A 20,085-nucleotide genomic window follows, 5' to 3' on the forward strand; every position below is an offset into this window, starting at 1 on the left:
TAAATTAGTTAAAGTTAAAAGGAACTGGCGGCTCTAATAATGACGGGTTAGTATCAATAGCAGACTGCGGTAATGGCAGCTCAAAGTAATTGCTTCCCGGAGTTATCTTTCTTGAGACCAACTCAGTTCGGGCATCATCAGAATAAAAACCAACTTCCTGCTGCGAAATGATCGCTGTTGCTTCAGAAAGTCCGCGGCGTTTCAAGTCGAAGAAATATTGTCCTTCAAGTGCAAATTCAATTCTTCTTTCATTAAAAAGATCGTCTCTTGTTAATACCGTTTTAGCTGGTAATCCGGCTCTAGCTCTTACTTCGTTGAATGAACTTAAGGCTGCTGCAGAAGTAGTGGAAGGTGCTCCGGCCAAAATCGCTTCGGAATTCATCAATAAAATATCAGAATATCTTAATATGATGGTGTTTTGCGAAGTTCTCATAAAGAACACATCATTTCTTTCGGCTGCAGAACCTACAATGTATTTTCTGAAATTTGCTGCCGTAGAAGAATATATTTTTTTATACGTAAAACCACCTTGATTTTTTAATAATTCAGGATAAAAGTCACCATCTGTCATTATTGTGTTCTTTTTTCTGATGTCATTTGGTTCAAATCCATTTTGAAGGGAAATGGATGGAAGGTAAACTCCCCATCCGTCACCTCCGCCAGTAATTCCTGTACCTCCCGGAACTATATAAGCCTGATTGGTATTTTGTGTTCCCCATTCTGTTGCAATGGCTTTCCACTGAAGTGCAAACATACTTTCAGCACTATTGTTATTTTCCGGACTGCTGAATAAGTTCCCGTACTCCTGAATCAAAATATATTGATTGCCCATAATTTTTTGGGTTAAAGCGGCACATTCTGCATATTCATTTAAAGTCAAATGTACTTTTGCCAAAATACCCATAGCCACATATTTAGTAACGTAACCCTTTTTGGCAGCTCTTTCTGGTAAATTTGCGACAGCATATTCTAAATCCTGTTTGATGAATTTATAAACATCAGAAACAAGATTTCTTTTTGGCTGAGCCGCAGAACCTGCTTTATTGATGATTGGCACAGCTCCAAAAGTTCTTACCAGATAGAAATAAGCATTTGCTCTCATGAATCTTGATATGGCTATGGCATTTTTATAAGATGCTTCCGGGAGTTCGCTTTTTCTGTCTTCGACTAAACTCATTAAATTATTCGATTGGTCGATAACCGAAAATAAAGCCACATATCCTTCTGTCAGGATTGGGTTTTGTGAAGTTACCTGAGCATCTTTAAATTGTGCATAAGCCCCATCAAATGTAAAAGCATTTCCGGCGTACATATCGCCAACGGCAATCAGGAACTTGTCGTTGAAGGCAAACCATGGTTTAAAATATAAACTCTCGGCAATTCCGTCAAAAGCCGTAACTCCTTCGGGTAAATCAGCTGGTGTTAATTGATTCTCAGATGGTGCATCCAAAAAATCATCTGAACAAGAAAATAAAGACAGCAATGGTATCAGCATTCCCATCATAAAAAGTTTAAAAAGTTTTTTCATAACTATATTTTTATGTTAATGAGTATGAATCATTAAGTTAAATGTGTTTTTTTTTAATCTTAGAATTCTAAATTCACCCCAACAGAAGTTGTTCTTGGTACAGGATAACGTCCTAAATCAATTCCGCTTAATGTTATATTCTGATCTAAATTTCCAAGGGCAGGATCAAAGCCTGTGTATTTTGTAAACGTGTATAAATTTTGAACGTTTACATACAATCTTACTTTAGAGATAAAAGAGTTATCGAATATTTTGTTTGGCAAATCGTAGCTCAACGAAACATTCTGAATTCTTAAATAAGAACCGTCTTCTACAAATCGGTTTGAGATTCTTCCGTTACCATTTGGGTCGTTAAGTGTAATTCTTGGTACATCTGTATTTTCGTTTACGCCCGGTTCAAAAGCGCGCATCGCCTGTGTACTGACATTTCCGAATCTATCACCAAATCCAGGATAAATTCCATCGGTATAATGACGGGTAAAGTTGTAAATCTGGTTGCCCTGACTTCCTGTTAAAACAACTCCAAGATTAAAGTTTTTGTATCTAAAGTTATTAGTAACGGCATACGTAAAATCTGGAATAGCGCTTCCTATAGCAGTTTGATCTTTACTGTCTATTTTTCCGTCGCCGTTAAGATCTTTAAAACGAATGTCTCCAATTCCTGTTCCTGTTTCCTGAACTGGCCCTGCCGCTAATTCAGCAGCGTTTTTAAACAAGCCATCAGTTACATATCCGTAAAATTGTCCAACCGGTTCTCCTTCTGTAGTTCTTGTAACGGTATATAAATCAAATTGTACTTTTCCTAACAGAGATTTTCCTTCGCCTTGAAAACGAGTAAGCTCATTATTGTATTTTGAAAAAATAATCGTAGTATCCCAATTAAAATTTTCAGTAGAAATATTTCGGGTATTCAGCGTAAGCTCAATTCCTTTTGTTACAATTTCTCCCGTATTCAGGTAATAATTTAGTGCACTTTGATTGGATTCATCATTGATTTGTTTGGTAAGGAAATCAGATGATTTTTTAATATAATAATCAAAATCTAATTTTACTCTGTTATTAAACATTGCCAGTTCAAAACCAGCATTGAAAGATTTAAGCGATTCCCATTTAATATCCGGATTTCCTAAATTGTCAATTGTTGGTGAAACACCTCCAAATGGTGATGCCAGAAGGGATAAAATAGTCTGATAACGGTTTGCCGGAATATTTTGATTTCCTACCAAACCATAACCTGCTCTAAATTTAAGGTAATTAATCGTGTTTGATAAAGGCTCAAAGAATTTTTCGTTACTTACAGTCCATCCTCCTGAAAATGAAGGGAAATAACCCCATTTGTTGTTAGGGCCAAAGTTTGATGAAGCATCGGCTCTTAAAGAAGCTGAGAAAGAATATCTATCAGAAAAACTGTAATTTAATCTTGAGATATAAGAGGTCATAGCCCATCTTCCGGAACCATTTCCGTTCAACGCTGTATCAATGTCACCAATGTTTAAGTTCGTAAAATCTTTATTTAAAAACTCACCGGTTCTATAACCGCTTAAATACTCATAATAACTTTCCTGTGCTTCCTGACCTAATAAAAATGTAAAATTGTGATTTTCATTTATTGTTTTATTATAGGTCAAATAATTTTTGATATTCCAGTAATAACTCTGATCCTGTTGTTTGAATGATTTATTTAAAAGTTCGGTTACATTTCCTAAAGTATACTTTGGAGCAAAAGTTTTGCTTTTCGAAAAATTCAAGTCATATCCTAACTCGGTTCTAAAAACAAGTCCTTTAATCAGCGTAAAATCAGCAAATAAATTTCCGTTGATTTTAAATCTTTCTGTCGTCGAATTATTGTATTCTGATAAAGCGATTGGGTTAGTAGCCTCATTAGCAGAAGATCCTAAACCTGTTGTTGGTCCCGCATAAGAACCATCTGCAGCTCTAACCGGTAATTCTGGAGATTGTCTTAAAGCGTTCATAACTAATCCGCCTCTGTCATCATTTCTAACCACTTGCTGAGACGATTTGCTTACAGATAAGCTGTTACCAATTTTCAGCCATGATTTTACATTAGAATCAACATTTAAACGCATAGATAATCTGTTGAAATCTGAATTCAAAACAATTCCTTCCTGATCAAAATAGTTTAAAGAAGTATAAAAACGTGTTCCTTCTTTTTCTCCCGAAAATGAAAGCTGATGATTGTACATCGTAGCCGTTCTAAAAAGTTCGTCCTGCCAGTTTGTTCCTTTTCCTAATAAATCTGGTTTTTGATATTGATAAGGAACAGGTTCGCCGTTTAATGTGTAAATTTTGGCCTGATATTTAGCATACTGCGGTAAGTTTAAAACATCAACTGTATTGGTTATTTCCTGAGTTCCTAAATAGGTTTCGTAGGCAAATTTTGATTTTCCTTTTTTTCCTTTTTTGGTTGTAATCAAAACCACACCGTTTGCACCATTTGAGCCATAAATTGCCGTTGCCGACGCATCTTTTAGAATGTCAATGGTTTCGATATCAGAAATATTTAAACCAGACAAAGCCGAGTTTTTAGTTTGTCCGTTTCCTCCGCCTAAAGCACTGAATGAGAATGTATCATTGTTTTTATCGGCAAAAACCGGCGTTCCGTCAATTACATACAAAGGTTCATTACCATTGATGGAAGTAATTCCTCTAATCTGTACCGAAATTCCTCCTCCAGGAGTTCCCGAATTTTGAGTAACATTTACACCGGCAGCTTTACCTACAAGTGCCTGATCGATTGAAACAAAGGGTTTGTCCTGAATTTCTGAAGCTTTGATAGAGGAGACTGCACCATTTATATCTTTTCGCTTTGAAGTTCCGTACCCAATAACTACGACTTCATTTAATTTCTCCAGGTCACTTACCATCGTAACCTGCATAACACCTTTTGTGTCTGCTGGTAATGATAAATTTTTATAACCTACATAAGTAAAAAGCAGTAATGCTTTTGGTTCTACATTGTTAAGGACAAAGCTACCGTCAAAATCGGTAACCGTTCCGTTTTGTGTTCCTTGTACTATTACACTAACACCCGGCAGGTTGGCTCCTCCAGATGTTACTTTACCTTTAACAGTTTGTGCGAAGAAAAAGTTTCCCCACATACACACTATTAAACACAATAGTTTTTTTAATGTTCTTTTCTGCATAAAATTTGGTTGTTAGTTTACTTGAAAAAATAGTTAATCGTTAAGTTTTAGAAAATATTTAAAATTTTGATCCTCTGCCGGTTGTTTGTTTTGAGTTTTTGACAAGAGAACTTTTTTCTTAAATATTTCTTAACGAAAGTATATTGTAGAGGTGTTGTATTGTAGAACAGATGTTGCATATTGTGCAACATATGATGCAAAAAAAGCTTCGGAACCCTTATTTTAAGCTAAATACATCGTTTGAGTAGAAAAATAACTACTGAGATATTGCTAAAATTTTCACTTAAAAAATATTGTTTGTTTAAAAAATAACAACAATATTTTTGATATGTTGATTTTTAATTGAAGTTAAAAGCTTTGATTTTTGAAAAAATAGACTGACAAAAAAAGAGCTTCAGTTTTAAACCGAAGCTCTTTAATAATTAATTATTACCCGTTGGTTGTAATTATAACACATAGAAACATAGATTTTTATGCTAAGAAAGAGTATAAAAATAAACCCGTTTCTAACACATAGTGTACTATGTTTGTTTAAACAAGTGAAACGCCTTTTTTAAGCATTCTAAATCTATGTTTCTATGTGTTTAAATATTGCGTTTGTATAGCTTTATTCTTTTGTCTTTTTTTCCTGATTTGGTAAATGACCATATTTAACTTTATAACATTTGGCAAAATAAGATGGAGAAGTAAAACCAACTTTATAGCTTATTTCATTAATATTATTGTTGCCTTGTTCGATTAATTGTTTTGCTTTTTCTAAACGTACATTTCGAATAAATTCGTTAACAGAAACGCCTGTTAAGGTTTTTATTTTTCTATAAAGCTGACTTCTACTGAGGTATATTTTAGATGACAAAAGTTCTACCGTCAATTCTGGTTCGCTGATATTTTCATTGATAAAATGCAGAATTTTTTGAATGAAATCATTATCCAGTGATGTTGTTTTTTCTTTGCCTTGTTTGGTAATACCGCTGTAAAATTTCTTAAACATAATCTGTCTGCTTGTAATAAGCTGTGCCAGACTCGATTTTAAAATATCCAGCTCAAACGGTTTACTCAAATACATATCTGCGCCAGAATCAATTCCTTCTAATCTATCTTTTACCATTGCTTTTGCCGACAGCATCAATAAAGGAATATGACTCGTTTTTAAATCTCCTTTTATGTTTTTGCACAGCTGGAGTCCGTCCATAACGGGCATAATAACATCTGTAACAATTAAATCGGGTAATTTTTGGACCGCAAGTTCGTAGCCTTTTTTACCATTTTCGGCAGTAATCACTTTGTATGATTTGCTTAGTTCTTCTTTTAGATAATTTCGTAATTCAGGATTATCTTCAACAATTAAAACGGTATATGATTTTGACTTTTCTTCTTCAGAATTGTCAATGATTTCAGTCGTGAAATCATCTTCATCTGTTTGATTGTTAATAGTTTCAGCTAGAAACTGATTTTTATTTTTTTCAGGTTTGAAAACCTCATTAACGATTTCATTTTTCTTATAAAGAGAATTGCCTAAAGGAAATGTTACTTTAAATTTTGTGCCTTCGCCAACTTCACTTTCAACTTCAATTTTTCCTTTATGAAGTTCAATAAATTGTTTTACGACTTCTAAACCAATTCCCGTGCTGCCGTAATAATCTTTGTTGACATTATTAACCTGATAAAAACGATCAAAAATCCTGTTTAGATCTTTTTTGCGAATTCCAGATCCTGTGTCTGTAATAGTTATGGAGAATGAAGGTACTTTTTCGCCATGAATAATCAAGGCATTTTCAGTTTCTGAAGTATCTATTGCAATAGTTATTGAACCATTATCAGGAGTAAATTTAAATGCGTTTGAAATAATATTAAAAAGTATTTTTTCCAGCATTTTTGGATCAAGCCAGTCTTCGAGTTCATCAATTGATGACTCAAAATTAACCCTAATGTTTCGCGCAGCCGCTTCTTCATCAAAATAGCCAATAATTCCTTCTGTAAAAGTTACGACTTCAATTTTCTTCGCCTGAAGCGAAATTTTGTTGAATTCTAATTTATTAAAATCCATAAGCTCATTAATCAGTCTGGAAAGTCTGTCAGAACTTTTGTGTACGATTTTTAATTTGTTATGTATTTCCGGGGATATTTTTTTGCTTTTTAAAATATCTTCCAGCGGATTAATAATCAGCGTTAAAGGCGTTCTGAATTCATGCGAAATATTGGTGAAAAACTGTAATTTTTTATTGTTTAATTTCTCCAGCTGAATCATTTTTTCTTTTTCTAAAATAATGGCCTGCTTCGCTTTAAATCGATTTTGATAAATAGTATTAAAATATCGAATCAGGAAAATTAAAATTGCGGCGTATATTAAATAAGCCCAGATTGTTTTCCACCACGGCGGCAGTATTTTTATTTTTAATTCTAATTGATTATTGCTCCAGGAACCATCTGCATTGGCTGATTTTACTTTAAAAGTATAATTGCCCGGCGCAAGGTTTGTATAGGTTGCCGTTCTGTTATTTCCGGCATAATTCCAGTCTTTTTCAAAACCTTCGAGATAATAAGCGTATTGATTTTTTTTAGAATAATTGTAATTAATTCCCACATATTCAATCGTAAAAACCGATTGTGTGTAGTTTAGTGTAATTTCTTTAGTCTGTGAAATTACTTTGGTCAATGGCGAACCTTCTTCATTTGGTTTTACAGATTTATTGAATAATTTAAAATCACTGAAATACAATCTTGGCGCTTTTTCTGCTTTCTTGATTTCGTTTGGATTAAAATAATTTACGCCTTCATAACCGCCAAAATACAATTCTCCATTTCCATCTTTAAAAACGGCATTATTATTAAAATCGTTGTCAATAAGACCATCATCTTTATTAAAATTGGTGCTTTTTTTATTTTTAAAATCGAGTTTGGTTAAACCGGATCCGCCGCTTATCCATAAAGAGCCATTATTATCTGAAATTATAGCGCGAACAGACTTTTCTTTAAAACCCGGAAAATCATCATAATTAGAAAATGTCTTATTTTTTTTATTGTAACTAAATAGTCCTTGACCGTCAGTTCCTAACCATATTGTTTTATCGTTAGATTCGTAAATAGATAAAATACTTTGAATACTATTGTACTTATTAATACCACTAAACATGGCATCGCGCATTTTTGTTACCTTAAAACCAGATTCATCTTTTAAACTGACCTGATATAATCCTAAAATAGTTCCAACCCAAAGCACATTATCTGAGTCTACAAAAACTTTACGAATAAAGGCATTATCTAAAGCGGTTTCGGTAAATGGTTTAGAGTCGCAATGCACAAATGTGCTGTTTTTATTGTCAAAATAATGAAGTCCTTTAATGAAAGTTCCAATCCATATCCGGCCTTTTGAGTCTTCTGAGAAACTAAAAATTCGATTCGATTTTAATCCTGTATTTGAAGTATTATAATTTACGAATCGGGTAGTGCCATTTTTTAAAAAATAGATGCCTCGGTCCCAGCTTCCAATCCAGATGTTTTGTTTACTGTCTATAAATATCGTTTGGATATCAATCGCATCTAAACCAGAATAATAGCTTTGGTTATTTTGATTAACGTGAATATAACTTTTATCCGTAAGATTATAAATATCAAGTCCGCCGCCTTCGTTACTTATTAACAGATTTCCTTTTTTATCTTTTATTACTGACGTTACAAAGCTGGTTTGTAAAGAATTATCATTATTTGGAAGTGATTCAAGCGAATTGAATTTGTTGTTGGGTTTATCAAAGACACCAAGGCCTTTATTAAAATATCCCAGCCAAAGCCGTTTTTCTTTGTCTTCGTAAAGCGACCAGACAGAATTGGATTTTAAACTAAAACTATTGTATTTGCTGTGCAGGTATTTTCGCAGTACTTGTCCTTTGTAATTTACAACCAGTAATCCGTCATTTTCTGTACCGCATACGATATAATCCAGGCTGCTTTGTACGATTGACAGGATTTTATTTTTGGTAACAGCGTATTTTTCAAATTGATAATTATCTGTTTCAGGTTTAATTTTGATGAGACCTGTTTCTGTCGTTCCGAGCCAGATATAACCAAATTTATCTATAACAAGATTTTCTATATCGTCCAGTAATGGTTCTCTTTTAAATTTATCTTTATAAACCTGCTTTACTTTTCCGTTTAAATCTATTTCCAAAAGACCGTAACTGGTTCCTAAATAAATAATCCCCTGTTTATTTTTGACCGAAGATTTTATTAAAAAATTAGGTTTCTCAAGAACTTTTGATTGTACTAAAGAGGCTTTTAAAGTCTTTATATTAAGTTTGAATAATCCAAAACCATACGCACCTAAGAATAAATTACCGTTGTTGTCTTCAATAATTGTTTTTACAGTAATTGGTTCGCTGTATCCTTTTTGTATTACATCTTCAATATTGATTCTGGTAAAGTTATCTAAATCTCTGTTGTACAAACACAAACCTTCATCAGTACCAACCCATAAATTATTTTTTGAATCAATAAAAGTGGTGTATATAAAGTTACTGTTTACAGATCCCGGTTTTTTATCGTATTTATATCCAAAATAATTTACCCCGTCATATCGGTATAAACCCGCGCCGTTTGTGCCAATCCAGATAAAACCGTTGTTATCCTGAATAATAGAAGTAACAGCCCTTTTTGAAGTAGTTTCCTGTATGCTCCTAAATTGATAGCTGTCAAATTTACCTTGTGAAAACAGGTAGTTTATAAAGCTAAAAATGCATAAAAGAATATATTTGATGTTTTTCATTTAGATGTAACAGTATTATTTTGCTGCTTAATTTTGAATTAAAATTTTTCGAAAGGATTCTTTTTAAGGCTTATAGGAAACAATATTAATAAAACTAAACAGAACACTTAATTTTTTTTATTCAAATTTGACATATTGCCAAAATCCTGAGTTCGAATAATAACCTTATAAGGAATTATCGTACTCAGGATATAGAATTGTTAATCTTCGGGAGTAGTTTTTTTTAACACATAGAAATATAGCTTTTGTTTGCTTAAAAAAGGCGTTTCACTTATTTCAATATACATAGCTATAGCTATGTGTTAGAAACGAGTTCCTTTTTTAACTTCTTTCTTAGCAATAATAACCCTATGGTTTTATGTGTTTAATTTTTTATTTTAGTTCAAATTTGCTTGTAAGCCCTTCATTTGAATTCCAGCCTACCATAACATTAAACAAGCCCGGTTCTACTAAAAATTTACCATTGTTATCATAAAAACCAATTTCCTTATCGGTTAATGTAAACTGAATTGTTTTGGTTTCTCCTTTTTTTAATTCGATAAGTTCAAAACCTTTTAATTCTTTTACGGGTCTTACAATATTGGCAACAGGATCATTTAGGTACAATTGAACGACTTCTTTTCCGTCAAAATTTCCTGTATTGGTAACGTCAACCGAAACTTCGATTTTTTCTCCTTTTTGAAATGAAGGTTTTGCTATTTTTAAATTTTTATAAGCGAAAGAAGTATAGCTTAATCCATAACCAAAAGGGTATAAAGGTGTTTTCTCAACATCAGAATAATGCGACCAAAAAACATTCTGATCTTTATCTGTAGGTCTTCCGGTATTGTATAAATTGTAATAAATTGGGCATTGGCCAACATTTCTAGGGAAAGACATTGGCAGTTTTCCGCTTGGGTTATAATCTCCATATAAAACCTGAGCAACAGCATTTCCGGTTTGAGTTCCTAAATGCCATGCTTCGACAATAGCAGGAATATTTTCTGCCGCCCAAGGAATACTTAACGGACGCCCATTGTTTAAAACCAAAACAATATTAGGATTTACTTTGTAAACTTCTTCCAATAATTGCTGTTGATTTCCTGGTAAATTTAAATCTGTTCTGCTGCGTGCTTCACCGCTTTGATAGCCAATTTCGCCTAAAACCATTACAACAACATCTGCTTCTTTTGCTGCTTTTTTTGCTGCTTCAAATCCGGAAAAATCAGTTGTATTTACTTTTACCTCGTTTAAAAAGCTTTGTTTATTTAAAGCAACATCCGTTCCTTTTTCATAAACCAGTAAATTGTCTTTGTATTGCTGCATTCCTTCAAGAACCGACACTGCAGTATTGTCATCTGCAGCAATTCTCCAGCTTCCCAGCGGACTGTTTTTATCATTTGCCAAAGCACCGATTAAGGCAATTTTTGCACCTGATTTTTTTAACGGCAGCAGGTTTTTATCATTCTTTAATAAAACAATCGATTTTTTGGCCATATCAAGTACGCTTTCATTATTTGCACTGCTGCCAATATTTGATTTTTCGCGGGCTTCATCGCAATACTTATACGGATTGTCAAATAAGCCTAATTCAAATTTTACACGAAGAATTCTGCGTACAGCATCGTCAATCACACTTTCTTTTACGATTCCTTTTTTTACCAGTTTTGCCAATTCTGTTACATAAACATTTGATTCCATGTCCATATCAGAGCCTGCAATCGCTGCTTTTTTAGCGGCATCGGCACCATCAGCGGCATAACCGTGTGTAATCATTTCGCCTATAGAAGCCCAGTCAGAAACAACAAAACCTTTAAAACCCCAGGCTCCTTTTAGAATATCTCTTTGTAAAAAGCTATTTCCGGTAGCAGGAATTCCGTTTAAAGTATTAAATGAATTCATAAAAGTGCGAATTCCGGCATCTACGGTTGCTTTAAAAGGCGGCAGCACTGTATTATAAAGTTTCGAATTACTCATGTCAACGCTGTTGTATTCGCGGCCTGCTTCGACAAAACCATAAGCGGCAAAATGCTTAGCACAGGCAATAATTGAAGTATTGTCAAGATTACCCTGAAAACCTTTAACCCTTGCTGCAGCGATCTTACTTCCCAAATAAGGATCTTCGCCGGCACCTTCCATAACTCTTCCCCATCTTGCATCATTTGAAATATCAACATTTGGAGCAAAAGTCCAGTTTAGTCCCGAAGCAGAAGCTTCAAGAGCAGCCACACGTGCAGAATTTTTAATGGCTTCTAAATCCCAGCTCGCAGCTTCTGCCAACGGAATTGGGCTGAGCGTTTTATAGCCGTGTATTACATCAAAACCAAAAATTAAGGGAATACCAAGGCGCGTTTCCTCAACCGCTATTTTTTGTACGGCTCTCACTTCTTTTACGCCTCTAACGGTCAACATAGAACCTACCCATCCTTTTTTTATATTATTGTATTTTTCTTCATTAGATCCAGATTCTGGTTTTGGTCCGGTAACATCCCAGGAACCATTATATTGATTCATTTGTCCCACTTTTTCTTCTAATGTCATTTCTTTCATCAAAAGTGAAATTCGTTCTTCAATAGGTTTATTGGTATCCATATATTTTTTTGTTTGTGCATAACTGCTTCCAGAAATGACCAGCATTAAAAAGGCATATCTTTTAATTTGTTTTTTCATCATTTTGTTTTTGGTTTTATACTAGATAGTTTTTGAATACAAGTCTGTAAATGTAGTTTTACAGTAATAATTAGAATAGCATATTTGAAGCATTAAATGAAACAAATGATGTATTTATATTCTCTCCGAATTAATAATCAGAGATAGAGAGATCCTTTTTTCTCTATATATACTTAATGGAATTCTGCAGATAAAGTTTTATTATGAAATTTTGTTTAATCTTTTTTGATAAAAGTTAAACATTAATTATCTTTATAGTATAAATAAAACCTTTAAAGCTAATACCATAATCTGAGCTTTTAAAGCGTTTTTAATTTACTGGAGAAAAATGGAAAAAATTGTAGTAATTGGAGGCAGTAAGGGAATTGGAAATGCAATACTCTTACAGCAGTTAGAAAAAAGAATGGTGTATAACATTAGCAGAACTGCTCCTGAAATTACACATTCAAATTTAATTCATTATTCGGCAGATATTTTACAAGATACACTTCCCGAAATTGAAAATATAGATGCTCTTATTTACTGTCCGGGATCGATAAATTTGAAACCGATTCTTAGTTTGAGTATTGACGATTTCAGGAATGATTTTGAAATCAATGTTATTGGGGCTGTAAAAGCGATACAACACTATTTGCCAGCCTTAAAACGAGGAACAAATCCATCTATAGTTGTTTTCAGTACGGTTGCAGTAAAACTGGGAATGCCTTTTCACGCCAGTATTGCCGCTGCAAAGGGAGGGGTAGAAGGTCTTGTTAAATCATTAGGAGCAGAGCTGGCTCCTACAATTCGTATTAATGCTATTGCGCCTACGATTACCGAGACTTCGTTGTCTGCTTCTATTTTGAGAAATGACCGCATGAAAGAGAATATGGCTGAGCGTCATCCACTAAAAAGCTATTTGAAACCTCAGGAAGCAGCGCAGATGGCAGATTATCTCATTTCGAAAGCCGCCGGGTCAATTTCGGGACAGATTTTCCAAATGGATTATGGGCTGGTCAGTTTTAAATTATAATTTTTAAGAAATGAAAATTCTATTAACCGGTGCAACAGGATATATTGGCAAAAGACTTCTGCCTTTGCTGCTTGAGCAGGGGCATGAAGTGATATGTTGCGTTCGGGATAAAAGCAGATTTTATTATGGAGGAAAATACAGGCAGAATATACAGCTCATTGAAGTTGATTTTTTGGATCAGCAGAGTACAGAGAAAATCCCTGCTGATATTAATGCTGCTTATTATCTAATTCATTCCATGTCAGGAGCTTCAAATTATGATGAGCTCGAAAGTATTTCTGCGGTTAATTTCATGGAAAAAATTAATAAAACAAGCGCAGAACAGATTATTTATTTAAGTGGTATTGTAAATGAAAAATCATTGTCTAAGCATTTGTCATCCCGAAAAGCAGTCGAGGAAATTCTAAAAAAAGGAACCACTCCAGTTACCGCTCTCAGAGCAGGAATAATTGTGGGATCGGGCAGTGCTTCTTTTGAAATTATGCTGGATTTAATTAATAAACTGCCGGTTATGGTTACTCCAAAATGGCTTAACACCAAATGCCAGCCTATTGGTATTGCTGATGTTTTAGAGTTTTTAATGAAAGCCTTGCTGAACCCTAAAACATACGGTCAAAGTTTTGATATTGGCGGGCCGGATATACTTTCTTATAAAGAAATGCTCTTAAAACTGGCTGAGGTTAAAAAACTCAAAAGATTCATTTTTACCTTACCTGTAATGACGCCAAAATTATCTTCGTACTGGCTGTATTTCATAACCTCTACATCTTTTAAACTTGCATCAGCTTTAGTAAGCAGTATGAAAGTAGAAGTGGTCTGCAGGGATAATAGAATAAATGATTTATTGGATATTAAACCTATAAGATACCAGCAGGCTCTGCAAAACGCATTGATAAAAATTGACGAAGATGCTGTAGCTTCCAGCTGGAAAGATTCGCAAATCAGCGGACGGTTTAAAGGAAGCGTAGGATATTATCTAAAAGTGCCTAAAAAAGATTGTTTTATTGACAGAAGAAAAAGAAAAATTAAAGACCGGGACGCAGTTATCGCAAAAATCTGGTCAATTGGCGGAGAGACTGGCTGGTATTATGCAGACTGGTTATGGAGTCTTCGGGGTTTTATAGACAAAATTTTTGGCGGTGTAGGAGTAAGACGAGGCAGAACAAACAGACATGATATTCATGCCGGAGATGTACTTGACTTTTGGCGTGTTGTTTATGCTGATAAACAGCAGGGAAAACTAATTCTGTTTGCCGAAATGATATTGCCTGGTGATGCCTGGCTGGAATTTAAAATTTTTAACGATACTTTATATCAGGCTGCAACCTTCAGGCCAAAAGGAATTGCGGGAAAGCTGTACTGGTATGCTGTGCTGCCTTTTCATGGTTTTATTTTTAACGGCATGATTAATAAATTAACAGATCAGCACCTGAAATAAGATAAATAAATAATTTAAAAGTATCTTTAAGTTCCTTTTTTCTGGCAGTATTTAAAAACTTTTTGCCAATGAAATTCTAAAATATTGACCATCATAAGAAGGCATCAGCAAGAAAGTAGTTTTATTTTCAGATTTATGAAACAGTTTTCTGGTTATGTATGGATTTAACCAGTACGCTGCTTTAGTGCTTAGTATACCGATCCCGGCTCCTGCAGCAACATCGGTTAGCCAATGCCTGTTATTGTACATTCTGAAAATTCCTGTTCCTGCAGCAACAGCATATCCGGCAATACCGTACCAGACTGATTTATCTTTATATTCCTGATATAAAAATTCAGCTCCTGCAAAAGCAATTGCGGTATGTCCCGAGGGAAAAGAATCATTTGAAGTTCCGTCCGGTCTTTCAACATTTGTAATCGATTTTAAACCAAAAACGGTTACGACCGTAAAAATCGTAGAAGTGGCTAAAATTACAGAACGGTCTCTGAGATTGTTCTTTCCTTCAACACCAAAAGCATTCAGCGCATATACAGAAACAGCAGGCGCATATCGGGAGAAATCATCTATTGTCACTTTACGGTCAATGTTTTCGGTTAATTCTTCGCGAATCTGAAAATTGAAACTTTTTATCTGGCCGCTTTCCATTCCCCAAAAACCATATCCAATCAGAATTCCAGGAATTATGAGCTGCTTATAGCTGAATTTTATGTTCTGCACCGTATCAGGATGAATACTATCACTAACCTGATTTTGAGCACAGATATAATGTGAAAGCATTAGCGCAACTAAAATCATATGCAGTTTTCTCATTGTCTGATTTATAAGTGAAACTAAATATAAGTATAAATATCGAAAAAAAATCTTTTTTTAATCTATGAAAAAGTATGGCATATAAATCAATATGTGTTTAGATTTATTAATTATAACTAATTGAATTGTAGTGATTTAAAAATGTTAAAGTTTTAATTTTGTTTAACTTTTTTTTGGTTTTGTTAAACAAAATTAATTAACTTAGTATGACAAATCAAAAAAAAATATTATGAAAACGATCAAATTTAAATTAATTGCTTTTTTAGTCTTAATTGCTTTAGTCAGTATTTCATGCAGTAATGATGATGATAATTCATCTCAAGAACCTCAGACAATAGTGTCTGTTGCTAAAACAAATTCTAATCTTAGCTCTTTGGTTGCTGCTTTGGATAAAGCAGGCCTTACTGCCACATTGAACTCTTCCGGTTCTTATACCGTTTTTGCGCCTACTAACACAGCTTTTGCTGCTTTTCTATCAGCCAAAGGCTATGCTAATCTTGATGCGGTCCCGGTGCCGGCATTAAAAGAAATATTACTCAACCATGTTTTAAGCACGAAAGTTAAATCAACCGAAATTTCGACAGGCTATGTTAAAACATTGGCCAAAGGTAGTGCCTCAACCTCAAACACAATTAGTATGTATTTGGAAAAAGGAACTAGTGTTGATATAAACGGCGGTAAAAATAATGGAGGTGCAACAGTAACAACAGCAGATATTGAAGCATCAAATGGAGTTATTCATATTGTTGATGGTGTTATCGGACTTCCTACCATTGTAAATCATGCAATTGCTAATAAGAATTTTACAACATTAGTAGCGGCTTTGACTTATAATTCTGCATCGGGTTTTGTTGGAACATTATCAGGAACAACCAATTCTCCTTTTACAGTTTTTGCTCCTACTAATGCTGCTTTTACTGCATTTCTTACCGAAACTGAATTTTCTGGGCTTGCCGCAATCCCTGCCAATGTCCTTGAAACAACTTTGAAATATCATGTAGTTGTTGGAGCAAATGTACAATCATCTGCTTTAACAAATGGGCAGGTAGTAAGTACGTTTGCAGGACAAAACTTTACAGTTGGCTTAACCGGTGGTCCAAAAATTACAGATGCCAGTGGAAGAGTAAGCAATATTATTGCGACAGATGTACAATGTTCAAATGGAATTATTCATGTAATTGATAAAGTCTTGCTGCCGGTATTTTAGATTTACAAATCATTGTTTCACTGAAATACTGATTTAATCTTTAAGGTTTTAGAAATTTAAAAAGCGATTAAAATATTTTTTAATCGCTTTTTTTATACTCATTATTTGCGGTTCATATCTTTGAATCTGCAAATCGTTTTATCATCTTCGTTTTGAAATTTTATTGTTTGAAATAGCGCGCTGTCTGCTGCATTTAAAACGATCTATTTTAGCACTACGTTTTGCTGCATGTTTGGTTTTGCAGTTCTCAACTCGTCTGCGCCATAATTTATAACTGCTGAATTTTAATTCTTTTTTCATTAAAGCTTTTACATCAGCTTCAGATAAATTAAATTGAAATTTAATCGCATCAAAAGTGGTTCTGTCTTCCCATGCCATTTCAATTATGCGATCCAGTTCAAGAACAGAAAAGCTGCTAAATTTTGTATTCATAAAAACAGAATGTTTATATTTTTAAAAAAGGAAAAATTACAAAACTAAGTTACTAATTAAAATTTGTTTTGTTTAATCTTATTTATTAAAAGTTAGACAATTTATAGTTGAGTTTATTATGAAAATTTAAAACAAACACGATCAATCAGAGTAATTTAAATTACAGATAGAAAAACTCATTAGATAAATCGATAATCTTATTTATTCAATTATATTTTGTTTTTCGTGAATTATATTTATGTAAAAATTATAATCATTGAATTTATTTTAATAAAACTATTAATTTTTTTTGCTGAATCATTTTTTTTAATACTTTTGATAAAATAAAATCTACTGTTTTGATTTCTAGGAAAATAAATAAAATTTTAAAAACTAAATCTCTTACTTTAAGAGGTCTTCAGCCTATATTTAATTGTTGAAGAACAAGTATTAAACTTTGCTTTTTCAAAAGGCTTCTATTTACTATTTAGTTGTTTTATTTTTAATTTTCTGAATCACAAAAAAAATGAACTATAATCACTTAGCACTCGTTTGTATTGATTGCAAATCACTTTATTTGAAAGGATTGCAGCCAATATTCAATTGTTGAAAATACTTTTCCTGATAGTTTCCGGTACAATTCCTTAATTTCTTTACTATTCTTCAAAATTGTATCGAAAAGACTATTCCATATTATTTAAATTTTAAAACATTGAATATAATTTTCAATAGCATTTAAAATTGTGCAATCATTTTTCTATTCTGTTTTTAAGCATTTTATATGATATGCAATTTTAGCGCTATTGTTAGTTTTTAAATTTTAACATTAAACAAAAAACATATCATGAAAAATATTTACAATATCAGGAAGAATCATTTGAATATTTTACTAATGCTATTTGCTATAAATTTTACCTATTCACAAACTTATACAAGCTGGATAACGGGAAGTGCTTCGGATGTTAACACCACGACTACGGGAGGTACATGCTTAATGGGAGGCGGCACAGACAATGATGACGCCATAAAATGGATGATACAAAAATCAGGAGGTGGAGATTTTGTTGTTATTAGATCTTCTGGTACAGGAGCTTACAACGATTATATTTATGGATTGGGAGCAGTAAACTCTGTAGAAACCATTTTAATAGATACCAGAGCAAAGGCAAGTATTGCAGAAATTGCCACAAAAATTAGAAATGCCGAAGCTTTATTTATTGCCGGTGGAGATCAGGCTACTTATGTTTCTTATTGGAAAGACACTCCGGTAGAAGATGCCATAAATTATCTTATCAATACAAAAAAAGTCCCTGTTGGAGGAACCAGCGCAGGATGCGCCATTCAAGGGAAGTATTATTACAGTGCAGCAAACGCAAGTGTTACTTCTGCTCAGGCCTTGGCTAATCCCTATAATTCAGACATGACGATTGGAGCTAATGATTTTTTAAACAACCCGATATTGGCTAACGTAATTACAGATACACATTATAATAATCCTGATCGAAGAGGAAGACAGACAGCTTTTATCGCCAGAATGTGGAAAGATTTAGGTGCTGGTATAAATGCTAAAGGAATTGGAGTTTATGAAAAAACGGCAGTTTGTATTGACCAAAATGGTATTGCTAAGGTTTTTGCTCCTGCAACTGGAAACTATGCTTATTTTTATCAGTTTGATACGACTTCGTTGCCAGAAACTGTAACTTCAGGCTCTGCTTTAACCTGGAACAATAACGGAAAGGGAGTAAAAATCATCAAAATTGAAGGCGATACAACAGGTTCTACTACGCTTAATTTAAACGATTGGACGACAGTTTCAGGATCTAAAGCTAGTTATGGCGTGATTAAAGTAGTTAATGGAACTTTGACTGAAACACTCGGAACGTCAGGCGGCGGGGGTGGTACGGTAATTTACTGTTCTTCTGCAGGTAGTGATGCTAGTAGAGAATGGATCAAAAAGGTTGCAATTGGAAGTATTAATAACTTAAGTAATTCAAATGGAGGTTACGCTGATTTTTCTTCACAAGTAACCACTATAACTAAAGGAACCGCGACTACATTGACATTAACACCAGGATTTAGTGCCACTAGAAAATTATACTGGAAAGTTTTTATTGATTTTAATAACAATGGTGTTTTTACTGATTCGGGAGAAGAAGTGTATTCTGTTTTCAGCAGTGCAACTTTGACACCTCAAATTACTATACCGACATCAGCAGTTAATGGCAATATACGCATGAGAATCATAGTAAGCTATAATTCAATTACATCTTCTTGCGGGACTTATACTTATGGAGAAACAGAAGATTATACATTGAATGTTTCTGGCGGAACTGCAAAATTGATGGAAAGCAAAAATATTGAAGAGACTAATACTGAAATAGTAATTTACCCAAACCCGACTGCAGATATTCTTAAAATTGATTTTGGATTGACAGAAAAGGAAAACATTCAAGTTTCTATATATGACCTAAATGCTTCGCTTTTAAAAACAATCGATGCAAAGGGAGACTTGGGACAAAATAGAATAGATGTAAATGTTTCAGATTTAAAAGATGGACAATACCTGCTTTCTATCAAAAGAGGCGACAAAGTTGTAAAACGTTCTAAATTTATAATTTTAAAATAATTTTTTTTTAAATGCTTTGCAGGAAATGGTGATCAATATTTTGTGCTATTTTTATTTATGAGAGGTATTTTTTTTCTATTAGGAAGCTGTCAATGATATGCTTCCTAATAGTAAATATTTGGAAAATATCTTTGTTTAATTTAAATGAAGTCTTAAAATTATGAAGAAAAATCAGTGTAAAAACCAAAAAAATGGATATAATTTATATTAAATTGTAATTTTTATTTTTTGGTTCAATTTTTTTTCTATTTTTAACATCAAATAAAATCACTCTATTTTGATTGCAGGAAAAGCAAATACAATCGCAAAATCAAAATCTCTTACTTTGAGAGGTCTTCAGCCTATCTTTAATTGTTGAAGAAAAGATGTTTAAACACTATTCCTAAAGTGTTTAGTATCATTATTGTATTTTTTATTTTCTCAACCAAACCAAACCAAATGAATTTTACCAATTTATTAAACCGTTGTATTGATTGCAAAT

10 protein-coding genes are annotated in these 20,085 nt (G+C 33.4%); 4 read left to right on the forward strand and 6 right to left on the reverse strand.

Translation table 11 applies throughout. From position 1 onward, the window contains the following. Positions 1 to 4 precede the first annotated feature (4 nt). The 4 genes from BUC29_RS19465 to bglX form a co-directional block, all read right to left on the reverse strand. Positions 5 to 1,528, reverse strand: a complete 1,524-nt coding sequence (locus BUC29_RS19465) for a RagB/SusD family nutrient uptake outer membrane protein (RefSeq protein WP_073417999.1) — start codon at positions 1,526 to 1,528, stop codon at positions 5 to 7. 59 nt (positions 1,529 to 1,587) lie between these two features. After that, a complete protein-coding gene (locus tag BUC29_RS19470; protein ID WP_073418001.1) occupies positions 1,588 to 4,692 on the reverse strand; it encodes a SusC/RagA family TonB-linked outer membrane protein in 3,105 nt (1,034 codons plus the stop codon). A 607-nt stretch (positions 4,693 to 5,299) separates the two neighbouring features. Beyond that, positions 5,300 to 9,451 carry a hybrid sensor histidine kinase/response regulator transcription factor gene (locus BUC29_RS19475; RefSeq protein ID WP_073418003.1) on the reverse strand — a complete coding sequence of 1,384 codons (4,152 nt, stop codon included), beginning with the start codon at positions 9,449 to 9,451 and terminating at the stop codon, positions 5,300 to 5,302. A gap of 372 nt (positions 9,452 to 9,823) precedes the next feature. Then, positions 9,824 to 12,100: a beta-glucosidase BglX gene (gene bglX / locus BUC29_RS19480; RefSeq protein WP_073418037.1), complete on the reverse strand. Its 2,277-nt coding sequence runs from the start codon at positions 12,098 to 12,100 to the stop codon at positions 9,824 to 9,826. Between the two features lie 328 nt (positions 12,101 to 12,428). Here bglX and BUC29_RS19485 point away from each other — a divergent pair, with 328 nt between their 5' ends. Both BUC29_RS19485 and BUC29_RS19490 read left to right on the forward strand, forming a co-directional pair. After that, positions 12,429 to 13,112 carry an SDR family NAD(P)-dependent oxidoreductase gene (locus BUC29_RS19485; protein WP_073418005.1) on the forward strand — a complete coding sequence of 228 codons (684 nt, stop codon included), beginning with the start codon at positions 12,429 to 12,431 and terminating at the stop codon, positions 13,110 to 13,112. 10 nt (positions 13,113 to 13,122) lie between these two features. Beyond that, on the forward strand, positions 13,123 to 14,550 hold the full coding sequence (locus BUC29_RS19490; protein WP_073418007.1) for an SDR family oxidoreductase: 1,428 nt from the start codon (positions 13,123 to 13,125) through the stop codon (positions 14,548 to 14,550). 51 nt (positions 14,551 to 14,601) lie between these two features. Here the strand turns inward: BUC29_RS19490 and BUC29_RS19495 are convergent, their stop codons facing one another. After that, positions 14,602 to 15,360 (reverse strand): phosphatase PAP2 family protein, encoded by a 759-nt coding sequence (locus BUC29_RS19495; RefSeq protein WP_073418009.1) that lies wholly within the window; start codon positions 15,358 to 15,360, stop codon positions 14,602 to 14,604. Between the two features lie 229 nt (positions 15,361 to 15,589). Between BUC29_RS19495 and BUC29_RS19500 the strand changes: the two genes are divergently transcribed. Next, positions 15,590 to 16,567, forward strand: coding sequence for a fasciclin domain-containing protein (locus tag BUC29_RS19500; RefSeq protein WP_073418011.1), 978 nt, complete (start codon positions 15,590 to 15,592; stop codon positions 16,565 to 16,567). A 141-nt stretch (positions 16,568 to 16,708) separates the two neighbouring features. Here the strand turns inward: BUC29_RS19500 and BUC29_RS19505 are convergent, their stop codons facing one another. Continuing rightward, positions 16,709 to 16,999, reverse strand: coding sequence for a TIGR03643 family protein (locus BUC29_RS19505; protein ID WP_073418013.1), 291 nt, complete (start codon positions 16,997 to 16,999; stop codon positions 16,709 to 16,711). An 823-nt stretch (positions 17,000 to 17,822) separates the two neighbouring features. Here BUC29_RS19505 and BUC29_RS19510 point away from each other — a divergent pair. Further along, positions 17,823 to 19,604, forward strand: coding sequence for a GEVED domain-containing protein (locus tag BUC29_RS19510; RefSeq protein ID WP_084538688.1), 1,782 nt, complete (start codon positions 17,823 to 17,825; stop codon positions 19,602 to 19,604). The last annotated feature ends 481 nt before the right edge of the window (positions 19,605 to 20,085 follow it).

The sequence above is a fragment of the Flavobacterium defluvii genome (genome assembly GCF_900129555.1).
GTDB classification, from domain to species: Bacteria; Bacteroidota; Bacteroidia; order Flavobacteriales; family Flavobacteriaceae; genus Flavobacterium; species Flavobacterium defluvii.